A 13,603-nucleotide genomic window follows, 5' to 3' on the forward strand; every position below is an offset into this window, starting at 1 on the left:
TTCGTGAGCCAGCCTACGCCAGCCGTGCGTACCTTCCAAGACTTGATCCTCGCGCTCCAGCAATACTGGGCCGAGCAAGGTTGTGTGGTACTTCAGCCCTACGATATGGAAGTAGGCGCCGGCACTTTCCACACCGCGACCTTCCTGCGCGCCATCGGCCCGGAAACCTGGAACGCCGCGTACGTGCAGCCAAGCCGCCGTCCGACTGATGGCCGCTACGGCGAAAACCCGAACCGTCTGCAGCACTACTACCAGTTTCAGGTCGTCCTCAAGCCGAACCCGGACAACTTCCAGGAACTGTATCTGGGCTCGCTCAAGCATGTCGGCCTCGACCCGCTGGTGCACGACATCCGCTTCGTCGAAGACAACTGGGAATCGCCGACCCTCGGCGCCTGGGGTCTGGGCTGGGAAGTCTGGCTCAACGGCATGGAAGTCACTCAGTTCACTTACTTCCAGCAGGCGGGCGGCATCGAGTGCTACCCGGTAACCGGCGAGATCACCTACGGTCTCGAGCGTCTGGCGATGTACCTGCAAGGCGTGGATTCGGTCTACGACCTGGTCTGGGCTGACGGCCCGTTCGGCAAAGTCACCTATGGCGACGTGTTCCACCAGAACGAGGTGGAGCAGTCCACCTACAACTTCGAACACGCCAACGTCGAAAAACTGTTCGAGCTGTTCGACTTCTATGAAAGCGAAGCCAAGCGCCTGATCGAGCTCGACCAGCCGCTGCCGTTGCCGAGCTACGAAATGGTCCTGAAGGCCTCGCACACTTTCAACCTGCTGGATGCGCGCCGGGCGATCTCGGTGACCGCGCGTCAGCAATACATTCTGCGCGTGCGCACCCTGGCGCGTTCCGTTGCGCAAGCCTACCTGCTGGCGCGCGCCAAGCTGGGCTTCCCGATGGCGACCCCGGACCTGCGTGACGAAGTACTGGCCAAGCTGGAGGCTGCACAATGAGTGCGCAAGATTTTCTGGTAGAACTGGGCACCGAAGAACTGCCACCCAAAGCCCTGAATACCCTGGCTGAGGCGTTTCTCGCCGGTATCGACAAAGGCCTGCAAGCCGCTGGCCTGAGCTACGAGAGCAAAACCGTCTACGCCGCGCCACGGCGTCTGGCTGTGCTGATCACCGCGCTGGCCACTCAGCAGCCGGATCGCAGCATCAACCTCGACGGCCCGCCACGTCAGGCGGCGTTTGACGCTGATGGCAATCCAACCCAGGCCGCGCTGGGCTTCGCCAAGAAGTGTGGCGTCGAGCTGAGCGAGATCGATCAGAGCGGACCGAAACTGCGCTACAGCCAGAACATCGCCGGCAAACCGACCGCGAGCCTGCTGCCGACCATCGTTGAAGATTCGTTGAACGACCTGCCAATCCCGAAACGCATGCGTTGGGGTGCGCGCAAGGAAGAGTTCGTACGTCCGACCCAATGGCTGGTGATGCTGCTCGGTGACCAGGTCATCGATTGCACGATCCTTGCGCAGAAGGCAGGCCGTGACTCCCGTGGCCACCGTTTCCATCACCCGCAAAGCGTGCGCATCAGTTCGCCATCGAGCTACCTCGCTGACCTGCGTGCCGCCTACGTGCTGGCCGATGCCAACGAGCGTCGCGAGATCATCAGCAAGCGCACCGAAGAGCTGGCTACCCGTCAGGAAGGCACGGCAATCGTTCCGCCAGCGCTGCTCGACGAAGTGACCGCGCTGGTCGAATGGCCGGTGCCGCTGGTGTGCTCGTTCGAGGAGCGTTTCCTCGACGTGCCGCAGGAAGCGCTGATCACCACCATGCAGGACAACCAGAAGTATTTCTGCCTGCTGGATGCCGACGGCAAGTTGCTGCCACGTTTCATCACTGTGGCCAACATCGAAAGCAAAGATCCGCAGCAGATCATCGCCGGTAACGAGAAAGTGGTTCGCCCACGTCTGACCGACGCCGAGTTCTTCTTCAAGCAGGACAAGAAGCAGAAGCTCGAAGATTTCAACCTGCGCCTGCAGAATGTGGTGTTCCAGGAAAAACTCGGCAGCGTCTACGACAAGGCCGAGCGCGTCTCGAAACTGGCGGCGTACATCGCCGCGCGCATTGGCGGCAACGCTTCGTGGGCAGCCCGTGCCGGCCTGCTGTCGAAGTGCGACCTCGCCACCGAAATGGTCGGCGAGTTCCCGGAGATGCAAGGCGTCGCCGGTTACTACTACGCCCTCAATGACGGCGAGCCGCAAGACGTCGCGCTGGCATTGAACGAGCAGTACATGCCACGCGGTGCCGGGGCTGAATTGCCGGCGACATTAACCGGTGCAGCGGTGGCGATAGCCGACAAGCTCGACACCCTGGTCGGCATCTTCGGTATCGGCATGCTGCCAACCGGCAGCAAAGACCCGTACGCCCTGCGCCGTGCGGCACTCGGCGTGCTGCGTATCCTGATCGAGAAACAACTGGACCTGGACCTGAACGACGCCGTCGCTTTCGCGGTGAACGCGTTCGGCGCCAAGGTCAAAGCGGCCGGCCTCAACGAATCGGTACTGGAATTCATCTTCGACCGTCTGCGTGCGCGTTATGAAGACGAAGGCGTTGATGTTGCCACCTATCTGTCGGTTCGTGCCTTGAAACCGGGTTCGGCGCTGGACTTCGACCAGCGTGTGCAAGCGGTGCAGGCGTTCCGCAAACTGCCGGAAGCCGCAGCACTGGCGGCCGTCAACAAGCGTGTGTCGAACCTGTTGAGCAAAGTCGAAGGCTCGGTGCCGACCGAGGTGCAAGCCAAGTACTTCGACAATGCCAACGAGTTCTCGCTGTACTCGGCGATCCAGCAAGCGGATCAGGCGGTGCAGCCAATGGCCGCGGCGCGTCAGTACAACGAAACGCTGGCACGCCTTGCAGCATTGCGTGAGCCGGTGGATGCGTTCTTCGACGCCGTGATGGTCAATGCCGACGACGTCAATGTGCGGGCCAACCGTTACGCGCTCCTCGCGCGTCTACGCGGCCTGTTCCTCGGCGTTGCCGACATTTCGCTGCTGGGTTGAGGGCTTGCTGTTGAAACTGCTGATTCTCGATCGGGACGGGGTGATCAATTACGACTCCGACGCTTACATCAAATCGGTGCAAGAGTGGATTCCGATCCCCGGTTCGATCGAAGCGATTGCGCAGTTGAGCAAGGCCGGCTGGACGGTGGCAGTGGCCACCAACCAGTCGGGCATTGCTCGCGGCTATTACGACCTCGCCACCCTTGACGCCATGCACGCGCGTTTGCGCGAGTTGGTGGCGGAGCAGGGCGGTGAAGTCGGGCTGATTGTGTATTGTCCGCATGGACCGGACGAAGGTTGCGATTGCCGCAAACCGAAACCGGGCATGCTGAAAACCATCGCCGCGCATTACCAGGTGTCGTTGACCAACGTCTGGTTCGTCGGCGACAGCCTTGGTGACCTGGAGGCCGCCAAAGCCGTCGATTCACAGCCAGTTTTGGTGAAGACCGGGAAAGGCGCAAAGACTCAGGGCAAAACCCTGCCGGTGGGCACTTTGATTTTCGACGATCTGGCGGCGATTGCCGCAGAACTTATCCACAACTAGAGTACTTCTGAATTCCTGACCAGGGATTGATCGGGGGTGCGCTTGAACAGACGGGCATTGTCCCGTAACGGTAAACGTCACTATGTCGATACTGCGGGCCATCAGGATTTTTCTCTTTTACCTGCTGCTGGGCACCACCTCCCTGCTGTGGTGCAGCTTGAGTTTTTTTATCGCGCCGTTTCTGTCGTTCAAGGCGCGCTATCGTTTCATCAATGTGTTCTGGTGCCGTTGCGCCTTGTGGTTGACCAAGGTCTTCCTCGGCATCCGCTACGAGATCAAAGGCGCGGAAAATGTGCCTGACCGGCCTTGCGTGATTCAATCGAACCACCAGAGCACCTGGGAGACGTTCTTTCTCTCCGCCTATTTCTCGCCCTTGAGCCAAGTGCTCAAGCGCGAATTGCTGTACGTGCCGTTTTTCGGCTGGGCCATGGCCATGCTGCGGCCGATCGCGATTGATCGCGACAACCCGAAAGCCGCCCTCAAGCAAGTCGCGGCCAAGGGCGATGAGCTGCTCAAGGACAACGTCTGGGTGCTGATCTTTCCGGAAGGCACTCGGGTACCTTTCGGCACCATCGGCAAATTCTCCCGCAGCGGCAGTGCGTTGGCGGTAAATGCGGCGCTTCCGGTGCTACCGATTGCACACAATGCCGGCAAATTCTGGCCGAAAGTCGGTTGGGGCAAAAAGTCTGGCGTCATTACCGTGGTTATCGGTGAGCCTATGTACGCTGAGGGCACTGGTCCCCGAGCGATTGCCGAGCTGAACGACCGGGTCCAGGCCTGGAATGAAAAGACGCAGCAGGAAATGGGCTCGCTGCCACCAGCGCCGCAAGCGCCGGTTGCCAATGAGCAAGTGCCTGCCTGACATTTTGTGGATAACCTGTGTACGGATTGTTCTAAATTGCCATCGGATTCGATGCAACTGATTGATTTTAAACAGGTTTTTTGAAGACCCTGTAATCTGGCAAACCGTGCATAAGTTTATTTTTGATGTAAAAAAACCGGCTGATATAGCCGGTTTTTTGTGCCTGTTCATTCGGCAATCAACGGTAGCTGCAGCATGAACGTCGTGCCTCGGTCGACCTCGCTGCGACATTCAATACTGCCACCGTGATGATCGATCACCGCTTTGACCATTGACAGGCCCAGCCCTATGCCGTCAATGCCCTGCGCTGAGGAAAAGCGCCGGTATTGGCTAAACAGCTCCGGCAACTCGTGCTCGGCGATACCCTTGCCCTGATCGATCAGTTCGCAACGCAGCCACTGCTCTTGACAGCTCACCCGCAACTGAACCGTAGAGCCAGCCGGGCTGTATTTGATCGCGTTTTCCAATAGATTGAACAATGCGCGGGTCAGCAAGCCCTGGTCGGCCATGACGAGGCGCTCCTGAGTTTGCTCATCCATGGCATGCCGCAGTTCGATACGTTTTTGCTGAGCGATGGGCAGCGCTTGATCGAGCACATCCAGCACCAGCATTGCGAACAGGCTTGGCTGAAACTGGTAGGCCTCGGACTCCGCCCGTGCCAACAGGACAAAGCCGTCCGTCAGGTCCAGTGCACGGCGGACCTGACGTTCGATCTGGTCAAACAAAGGCGAATCAGCGCCAGCCTGATGGCGATGTACATCCAGCAGCGCAAGGATGGCCGAGTGGGGCGCGCGCAAATCGTGGGACAAGAAGCGCAGCAACACACTGCGTTGTTCTTCGGCAGCGCGTTCGGCGCTGAGGTCGGTGAGGCTGAGCAGCCAACCGATGGGCGTATCGCCATCGGCGGTCAGCAATGCCGCACGGTCCAGACGCAGGCTGCGCTCCTTGTGGTCGCGAAATTCCAGCAGCGGCATAGCTGACAATGGCGGGCGTGGCGTTGGGGATAACTCCGGATAGCCCAGGCTGGCTAGCTGATCGAGCACATCGTTGCCCACCAGATCGTTATCGAAGAGTTCGCGTGCTTTGCGGTTGCCCAACAGAATCTGGCCCTTGGGGTCGCTGATCAGCGTGGCGACGGGCAGGTATTCCAAGCCATCGGCAATGAATCTGCGCGTATCGCGGGTGCGGCTCATGGCTTGTTCCAGCGCCATGATCTGGCCCTGCAAGCGATCGGCACCGGTGAACTGCGAACGCCGACGCTCCGGAAACACCTTTGGCTCGCTGTCCAGGCGCGCCAGTTCCCAACCGAAATAGGTCAGCACCACACTCAGGCGGCGCCAGTTCCAGATCAGATAACCGAACAACATGCCCAGCACCGCCGGCGTCGGCGACCACCAGTGTTGCGCCTGCGCCAGACCGGCACTGATCAACAGTGCGCAGGCCATGCCCATCAGGGAAATCCACAGCGCCCAGCGGGGACGCCATAACAATAGACTGAGAACGGCGGCCACCAGCCCAACCGATAACGACGCCCCCGTCGTCGGCGAGATACCCTGCAAACTGGTCTGCGCGCGATAGGACAGCACCGCAGTCAGCGGTAACAGCACCAGGCTTATCCACAGCCATTCGCGCACCAACTGGCGAAACAGTCGTTGCACTTGGCTGGGCACTCGGCTTTCGAGTCGACGATTATTGTTCATGGGAATAGGGCAGGGTGAATGGTTTCATGGGCCACTGGTCTGGGACGTAGATCCGAAGAATCATAGCGGACGTCGACCGACGAGGGCCGCTTACTTTCATCGCACAGGCCAAGCGACTACAGTTGCCCCAACTGCCCAAGCGACAAGGAACCCTGCGTATGCGTGTTGCGATACTGGATGACGAACCCGCCGAACTGCGCAGGGTCGAGCAAACCCTGCAACAGATGGCCGAGGCTGGCGAACAACCTTGGGCGCTGCACAGCTTCGAGCGCGGTGAAGACCTGCTGCGCCAACTGCGCCGGGAAACGTTCGACCTGCTGATCCTCGACTGGCAATTGCCCGACCTCACCGGCCTGGCGCTGCTGCGCTGGACCCGCGAACACATGGAGGCGCCACCGGCGGCGATCATGCTGACCAGCCGCGACGGTGAGAGCGATATCGTCCAGGCGTTGAACGCGGGCGCCGATGATTATGTGAGCAAGCCGTTTCGACCCAATGAACTGAAGGCGCGAGTCGCTGCGGTACTGCGCCGACATAGCCAGCAACGCGCGGCTGCCAACGAAGTGCTGAGCTTCAATGACCTGACGTTTGATGATGCCGAACTGACTGTCACGCGTGAGGGGAAGCCTATCGTCATGACCGAGCGCGAGTACCGGCTCGCCCGGTGCCTGTTCAGCAATCTGGGGCGGCCGCTGTCGCGCGACTATCTGTATGAGCGTTTCTGGCCGCACGAGGAGATTGCATCGTCAAGACCGCTGGACACGCATATCTATCGTCTAAGGAACAAGCTTGGGCTGACTGCGGATCGGGGATGGCAGTTGTTGACGATTTATGGGTATGGGTATCGGTTGGAGAGTGTCGTATCTGTTGTCGAGTGAACCGGGGCGAGCAGAATCACCCGGCACCGGAAATAAAAAGGCCAACGCAATGCGTTGGCCTTTTTCGTTGACGACAACCTGGATCAGAAATCCAGGTTCGAAACCGCCAGCGCATTGCTCTCGATGAAGTCTCGGCGAGGTTCAACCGCATCACCCATCAGGGTGTTGAAGATCTGGTCTGCGCCGATAGCGTCTTCGATAGTGACTTTCAGCATGCGGCGCACGCTTGGGTCCATGGTGGTTTCCCACAGCTGATCCGGGTTCATTTCGCCCAGCCCTTTGTATCGCTGGATGGTGTGGCGCTTGGTGCTTTCGGCCATCAGCCAGTCGAGGGCTTCCTTGAACTCGGTGACGGCTTTCTTGCGCTCGCCGCGCTGGATGTACGCGCCCTCGTCAAGCAGGGTGCTCAGCTGAGCGCCGAGGGTTACGACGGTCTTGTAGTCGTTGCTGCCGAAGAAGTCGCGGTTGAACGTGACGTAGTTCGACAGGCCGTGGGAGATCAGTTCGACCTCTGGCAGCCAGACACCACGTTCGCGGTCTTCGCGCAGACTGGCCTTGTAGACCAGGCCGGACTTCTCATTGGTGCGCAGACGAACTTCGTACTGAGCCAGCCAATCTTGCATCGCTGCATGGTCACCCAACGTCTCCAGGCTCACCGCAGGCAGGTAGATGAAGTGCTCGGTCAGTTCCTGTGGGTACAGGCGCGACAGACGCTTGAGGGTCTTCATCACCATGCGGAAGTCATTCACCAGACGCTCGAGCGCTTCGCCGGAAATGCCCGGTGCGTCTTCGTTCAGGTGCAGGCTCGCATCTTCCAGGGCCGACTGCGTCATGTACTCTTCCATGGCGTCGTCGTCTTTGATGTATTGCTCTTGCTTGCCTTTCTTGACCTTGTACAGCGGTGGCTGGGCGATGTAGATGTAGCCGCGCTCGATCAGTTCCGGCAACTGACGGAAGAAGAAGGTCAGCAGCAGGGTACGGATGTGCGAACCGTCGACGTCAGCATCGGTCATGATGATGATGTTGTGATAACGCAACTTGTCGATGTTGTACTCGTCGCGGCCGATGCCGCAGCCCAGCGCGGTGATCAGCGTGCCCACTTCCTGGGACGAGATCATCTTGTCGAAGCGTGCTTTTTCGACGTTGAGGATCTTGCCCTTCAACGGCAGGATCGCCTGGGTCTTGCGGTTACGTCCCTGCTTGGCAGAGCCGCCCGCGGAGTCACCTTCCACCAGGTACAGTTCGGACAGCGCCGGGTCTTTCTCCTGGCAGTCAGCGAGTTTGCCCGGCAGGCCGGCAATGTCCAGCGCGCCTTTACGGCGGGTCATTTCACGAGCCTTGCGTGCCGCTTCACGGGCACGGGCAGCGTCGATCATCTTGCCGACGACCAGTTTGGCTTCGTTCGGGTTTTCCAGAAGGAAATCGGAGAAGTACTTGCCCATCTCCTGCTCGACGGCGGTCTTCACTTCGGAAGACACCAGCTTGTCTTTGGTCTGCGAGCTGAACTTCGGATCCGGTACTTTCACCGAGATGATCGCAGTCAGGCCTTCACGGGCATCATCGCCAGTGGTGGCGACTTTGTGTTTCTTCGCCAGGCCTTCCTGTTCGATGTAGTTGTTCAGGTTACGCGTCAGCGCCGAACGGAAGCCCACCAGGTGAGTACCGCCATCGCGTTGCGGAATGTTGTTGGTGAAGCACAACAGGTTCTCGTTGAAGCTGTCGTTCCACTGCAGCGCAACTTCCACGCCGATGCCGTCTTCGCGCTGGATATTGAAGTGGAACACCTGATTGACCGCGGTCTTGTTGGTGTTCAGGTATTCAACGAACGCGCGCAGGCCGCCTTCGTATTTGAAAAGCTCTTCCTTGCCGCTGCGCTCATCCTTGAGGACGATGCCGACACCGGAGTTGAGGAAGGACAGTTCACGAATCCGCTTGGCGAGAATGTCCCAGCTGAAGTGAATGTTCTTGAAGGTTTCGCTGGAAGCCTTGAAGTGGATCTGGGTGCCGGTGGTTTCGCTGTCGCCAACGATAGCCATCGGAGCCTGAGGCACGCCGTGGACGTAGGTCTGTTCCCAGATCTTGCCGCTGCGGCGAACGGTCAGGACCAGCTCCTCGGACAGTGCGTTTACTACCGACACACCTACACCGTGCAGACCGCCGGATACCTTGTAGGAGTTATCGTCGAATTTACCACCAGCGTGGAGGACGGTCATGATGACCTCGGCGGCGGAAACGCCTTCCTCTTTATGCACGTCTACCGGGATGCCACGACCGTTGTCTTTTACGGTGATGGATTCATCCGGGTGAATGATGATGCTGATGTCGTCGCAATGGCCGGCGAGGGCTTCGTCGATCGAGTTGTCGACCACCTCGAACACCATGTGGTGCAGACCGCTGCCATCGTCGGTGTCACCAATGTACATACCGGGACGTTTGCGCACGGCATCCAGGCCTTTCAGCACTTTAATGCTCGATGAGTCGTACGTATTTTCTTCGCTCAATGCCTTCACTCCCGATGGTCGTGGGTCTGGGTGATACGGCCCTGTTCCACGTGGAACAAAGCGACTGGCGTTTCCGTCTGCCAGCCTTCCCTCAATAATTCGTGATCTACACAGGTGATGAACACCTGGCAGCGTAAGTCTTCCAGCAAGCGGCAAAGCGCGCGGCGATGGCTCTCGTCCAGCTCGGACGGCAAGTCATCCACCAGATAAATACACTGACCGCGGCGGGCCTGGCTGACCAGGTGCCCTTGGGCAATCCGCAGTGCACAGACCACCAACTTCTGCTGACCCCGAGACAATATGTCCGCGGCATTGTGTGCGCCCAATCTAAGACGCAAATCAGCCCGTTGCGGTCCGGCCTGGGTATGCCCCATCTGCTGGTCCCGTTGCACGGAACCGGCAAGTACGGCGCTCAACTCCCGGTCTTTATCCCAGCCTCGGTAATAGCTGAGCGTCAAACCCTCGAGCTCAACCAGTTCGCTCAAGGTCTGTTCGAAGACCGGTTTCAAGGCTGTGATATAAGCGCGGCGGTATTCATCGATTTCAGCGCTGGCCTGGCACAGTTCCCTGTCCCAAACCGCTTGCGAAACGGCGTCAAGTGTACCATGCCGCAGCCAGGAGTTTCTCTGGCGCAAGGCCTTCTGCAAACGCTGCCACGTCGCCATGAACCGCGGTTCGACGTGGAACACGCCCCAGTCGAGAAACTGCCGGCGAATCTTCGGCGCGCCTTCGAGCAGGCGGAAGCTGTCGGGGTTGATCAACTGCAGCGGCAGGATTTCCGCCAGTTGCGCAGCGCTACGGGCGTTCTGCCCATCGATACGAATCTGGAACTCGCCTTGGCGATCACGAGAAATCCCCAGCGCACTGTGTCCGCCCTCGGCCAATTCAACCTGACCGAATACCGTACAGGCGAGTTGCTCGTACTGGATGACCGGCAACAAGCGCGTGCTACGAAACGAACGGGCAAGCCCGAGCAGATGAATGGCTTCCAGAACACTGGTTTTGCCGCTGCCGTTGGCGCCGTAAAGAATGTTGATGCGGGGAGAGGGGGAGAAGGTCACCGGGTGCAGATTGCGCACCGCGGTGACCGAAACACGACTTAACGACATTCAGAGTTAGCTGATTACAGACGCATCGGCATGACAACGTAAGCCGAGTCGTCATTGTCGGACTCTTGCACCAGCGCACTGCTGTTGGAGTCGGACAGGATCAGGCGAACCTGCTCGGTGGTCATCACGCCCAATACGTCAAGCAGGTAGCTGACGTTGAAGCCGATTTCCAGCGCGCCGCCGTTGTATTCAACGCCCACTTCTTCTTCCGCTTCTTCCTGTTCCGGGTTGTTGGCCTGGATCTTCAACTGCCCGCTGGCCAGTTGCAGACGGATGCCGCGGTACTTCTCGTTGGACAGAATCGCGGTACGGCTGAATGCTTCACGCAGGGCCTGGCGATCGCCCAGCACCAGCTTGTCGCCACCTTTGGGCAACACACGCTCGTAATCCGGGAATTTGCCGTCGACCAGTTTCGAAGTGAAGGTGAATTCGCCGGTGGTCGCGCGGATATGGTGCTGACCGAGAACAATGCTGACATTGCCGTCCGGCTCGGTGAGCAGACGTGCCAGTTCAAGGATACCTTTGCGCGGGACGATCACCTGATGACGATCCGGCTGACCGATATCGGCCTGCATCGAGCACATGGCCAGACGGTGACCGTCGGTTGCCACCGCGCGGATGATGCCAGCAGAAACTTCCAGCAGCATGCCGTTGAGGTAGTAGCGCACGTCCTGCTGGGCCATGGCGAAGCTGGTGCGTTCGATCAGACGACGCAGTTTGCTTTGTTCAAGGCTGCAGGTCAGCGAGCCCGGACCTTCTTCAACGGTCGGGAAATCGTTGGCTGGCAGGGTCGACAGGGTGAAACGGCTACGGCCGGCCTTGACCACCAGTTTCTGCTCGTCGACCTTGATGTCGATCAGCGCATCGTTGGGCAGGCTTTTGCAGATGTCCATCAGCTTGCGCGCAGGCACGGTGATGGAACCTGTTTCGGCCGGCTCCTCAAGTTGCACACGACCGACCAGCTCGACCTCAAGGTCGGTACCGGTCAGCGACAGTTGCTGGCCCTCGACAACCAACAGCACGTTGGAGAGTACCGGCAAGGTCTGTCGGCGCTCGACGACGCCTGCGACCAGTTGCAGGGGTTTCAACAGGGCTTCGCGTTGAATGGTGAAATGCATGGTCTAGTCCCTTGCCTTAATAAGCTGCGCTGGTGTTCATCAAGTGGTCAGTGTACGCAGCAGGTTCTTGTAGTCCTCGCGGATGTCCGCGTCGGATTCCTTAAGTTCGTTGATCTTGCGGCAGGCGTGCAACACGGTCGTATGGTCGCGGCCGCCAAACACATCGCCGATTTCCGGCAAGCTGTGGTTGGTCAGTTCCTTGGACAACGCCATGGCCACCTGACGCGGGCGCGCTACCGAGCGCGAACGGCGCTTGGACAGCAGATCGGAAATCTTGATCTTGTAGTACTCGGCGACCGTGCGCTGAATGTTATCCACAGAAACCAGCTTGTCCTGCAACGCCAGCAGGTCCTTCAGCGATTCGCGAATCAGCTCGATGGTGATGTCGCGGCCCATGAAGTGAGAGTGGGCGATTACGCGTTTCAGCGCGCCTTCCAGCTCACGGACGTTGGAGCGAATACGCTGGGCGATGAAGAACGCCGCGTCATGCGGCAACTCGACTTTGGCCTGGTCAGCCTTCTTCATCAAGATGGCCACGCGGGTTTCCAGCTCCGGCGGCTCGACGGCGACCGTCAGGCCCCAGCCGAAACGCGACTTGAGACGCTCTTCAAGCCCTTCGATCTCTTTCGGGTAGCGGTCACTGGTGAGAATGACCTGCTGGCCACCTTCAAGCAGGGCGTTGAAGGTGTGGAAGAATTCTTCCTGCGAGCGCTCTTTGCGGGCGAAGAACTGAATGTCATCGATCAGCAATGCATCCACCGATCGGTAGAAACGCTTGAACTCGTTGATGGCGTTCAACTGCAGCGCCTTGACCATATCGGCCACGAAACGCTCGGAATGCAGGTAAACGACCTTGGCATTCGGGTTCTTCTTCAATAGATGGTTACCCACCGCGTGCATCAAGTGGGTTTTACCCAGACCGACGCCACCATAAAGGAAGAGCGGGTTATAGCCATGCTTGGGGTTGTCCGCGACCTGCCACGCCGCCGCACGGGCGAGCTGGTTGGATTTACCTTCGACGAAGTTTTCAAAGGTGAAGGTGCGGTTCAGATAGCTGGTGTGCTTGAGCGCACCTTCGACCTGCACGGTGCGCTGTTCGGCGCGAACCGGGGCTTGTTGCGACGCAGCACCGGCCATCGGGTCAAAGCTGTCGCGAGACGGCTCTTCACTGATTTCCTCGGTTTTCTGCGTTGCACGCTTGGTCGACGCACGCGCCGGAGCAGGGGCCGGCGCGTTGGCAGGCGCTGCATTCGCCTGTGCCTGAGAAACCTGCGCCGCAGCCAGCGGTGCATTCGGGGCGGCACGCGGCGCCGAGCTGCGTTTGCTGCCTATTAACAAGGACAGCGCTGGCGCCATGCCATTGCCATGCTCATCCAGCAGTTCCATGACCCGGCCCAGGTACTTTTCATTGACCCAGTCCAGCACGAAACGGTTCGGTGCGTAGACGCGCAACTCGTCGCCTTCGGCTTCGACCTGTAGTGGACGGATCCAGGTGTTGAATTGTTGGGCAGGCAGCTCCTCGCGCAAAAGCTCCACGCACTGCTGCCAAAGTTCCACTGACACGGATATCCCCTAAGTTGAAAGCCGGTGAGGCAAAAACAAGCGGCCATTGTAGCGGCGAGCCGTCCACTTATCCACACGCAGGTTGCCCGGCATTCATCAATTGTCAGCAGTCTGGATCGATAAAAGGCGACCAACGGTTAGTGAATAAGCTCTGTGGATAACCGCCCTTGAGGGCACTGGACAACTGGGGGTTGAACTCGGTGGATAACGCGCCTGTGGATAACCAACCATTCCACACACAGGTTATCCGACAGCGCAGCACAGGCTGAACACGGTTTTCCACTGTAGTTGTCATTCTCTGTACACCAGGTAAATAAAGG

General features: G+C 59.1%; 10 protein-coding genes. 5 read left to right on the plus strand and 5 right to left on the minus strand.

From position 1 onward, the window contains the following. Positions 1-3 precede the first annotated feature (3 nt). The 4 genes from glyQ (at position 4) to BLU24_RS01045 (ending at position 4,414) form a co-directional block, all read left to right on the plus strand. Positions 4-957, plus strand: coding sequence for a glycine--tRNA ligase subunit alpha (glyQ, locus tag BLU24_RS01030; RefSeq protein ID WP_003213601.1), 954 nt, complete (start codon positions 4-6; stop codon positions 955-957). After that, on the plus strand, positions 954-3,008 hold the full coding sequence (glyS, locus tag BLU24_RS01035) for a glycine--tRNA ligase subunit beta (RefSeq protein WP_093096449.1): 2,055 nt from the start codon (positions 954-956) through the stop codon (positions 3,006-3,008). The genes glyQ and glyS overlap by 4 nt, the downstream gene beginning before the upstream one ends. A 4-nt stretch (positions 3,009-3,012) precedes the next feature. Beyond that, positions 3,013-3,552, plus strand: coding sequence for a D-glycero-beta-D-manno-heptose 1,7-bisphosphate 7-phosphatase (gene gmhB / locus BLU24_RS01040; protein WP_167359918.1), 540 nt, complete (start codon positions 3,013-3,015; stop codon positions 3,550-3,552). Positions 3,553-3,634: 82 nt separating this feature from the next. Further along, positions 3,635-4,414: a lysophospholipid acyltransferase family protein gene (locus BLU24_RS01045; RefSeq protein ID WP_090287855.1), complete on the plus strand. Its 780-nt coding sequence runs from the start codon at positions 3,635-3,637 to the stop codon at positions 4,412-4,414. A gap of 167 nt (positions 4,415-4,581) precedes the next feature. Here the strand turns inward: BLU24_RS01045 and BLU24_RS01050 are convergent, their stop codons facing one another. Then, a complete protein-coding gene (locus BLU24_RS01050; RefSeq protein WP_093096452.1) occupies positions 4,582-6,114 on the minus strand; it encodes a sensor histidine kinase in 1,533 nt (510 codons plus the stop codon). A gap of 158 nt (positions 6,115-6,272) precedes the next feature. Here BLU24_RS01050 and BLU24_RS01055 point away from each other — a divergent pair, with 158 nt between their 5' ends. Further along, the gene (locus tag BLU24_RS01055; protein WP_093096456.1) at positions 6,273-6,992 is read left to right on the plus strand and encodes a response regulator transcription factor; all 720 of its coding nucleotides are present in this window, start codon (positions 6,273-6,275) and stop codon (positions 6,990-6,992) included. 83 nt (positions 6,993-7,075) lie between these two features. Here the strand turns inward: BLU24_RS01055 and gyrB are convergent, their stop codons facing one another. The 4 genes from gyrB to dnaA are packed head-to-tail and all read right to left on the minus strand — an operon-like array spanning position 7,076 to position 13,283. Then, positions 7,076-9,493 (minus strand): DNA topoisomerase (ATP-hydrolyzing) subunit B, encoded by a 2,418-nt coding sequence (gene gyrB, locus BLU24_RS01060; protein WP_090288680.1) that lies wholly within the window; start codon positions 9,491-9,493, stop codon positions 7,076-7,078. A 5-nt stretch (positions 9,494-9,498) separates the two neighbouring features. Continuing rightward, positions 9,499-10,602, minus strand: coding sequence for a DNA replication/repair protein RecF (gene recF / locus BLU24_RS01065; protein WP_016772389.1), 1,104 nt, complete (start codon positions 10,600-10,602; stop codon positions 9,499-9,501). Between the two features lie 14 nt (positions 10,603-10,616). Continuing rightward, on the minus strand, positions 10,617-11,720 hold the full coding sequence (gene dnaN / locus BLU24_RS01070; RefSeq protein WP_090287849.1) for a DNA polymerase III subunit beta: 1,104 nt from the start codon (positions 11,718-11,720) through the stop codon (positions 10,617-10,619). Between the two features lie 39 nt (positions 11,721-11,759). Further along, positions 11,760-13,283: a chromosomal replication initiator protein DnaA gene (gene dnaA / locus BLU24_RS01075; RefSeq protein ID WP_093096459.1), complete on the minus strand. Its 1,524-nt coding sequence runs from the start codon at positions 13,281-13,283 to the stop codon at positions 11,760-11,762. Positions 13,284-13,603 lie beyond the last annotated feature (320 nt).

This window comes from Pseudomonas sp. Z003-0.4C(8344-21) (genome assembly GCF_900104975.1).
Lineage (GTDB): Bacteria > Pseudomonadota > Gammaproteobacteria > Pseudomonadales > Pseudomonadaceae > Aquipseudomonas > Aquipseudomonas granadensis.

Excerpts from the sequence above, each read along its gene's own strand:
- BLU24_RS01050 (WP_093096452.1), bottom strand. The coding sequence starts at position 6,114 with ATGAACAATAATCGTCGACTCGAAAGCCGAGTGCCCAGCCAAGTGCAA.
- dnaN (WP_090287849.1), bottom strand. The coding sequence starts at position 11,720 with ATGCATTTCACCATTCAACGCGAAGCCCTGTTGAAACCCCTGCAACTG.
- BLU24_RS01055 (WP_093096456.1), top strand. The coding sequence starts at position 6,273 with ATGCGTGTTGCGATACTGGATGACGAACCCGCCGAACTGCGCAGGGTC.
- glyS (WP_093096449.1), top strand. The coding sequence starts at position 954 with ATGAGTGCGCAAGATTTTCTGGTAGAACTGGGCACCGAAGAACTGCCA.
- recF (WP_016772389.1), bottom strand. The coding sequence starts at position 10,602 with ATGTCGTTAAGTCGTGTTTCGGTCACCGCGGTGCGCAATCTGCACCCG.
- BLU24_RS01045 (WP_090287855.1), top strand. The coding sequence starts at position 3,635 with ATGTCGATACTGCGGGCCATCAGGATTTTTCTCTTTTACCTGCTGCTG.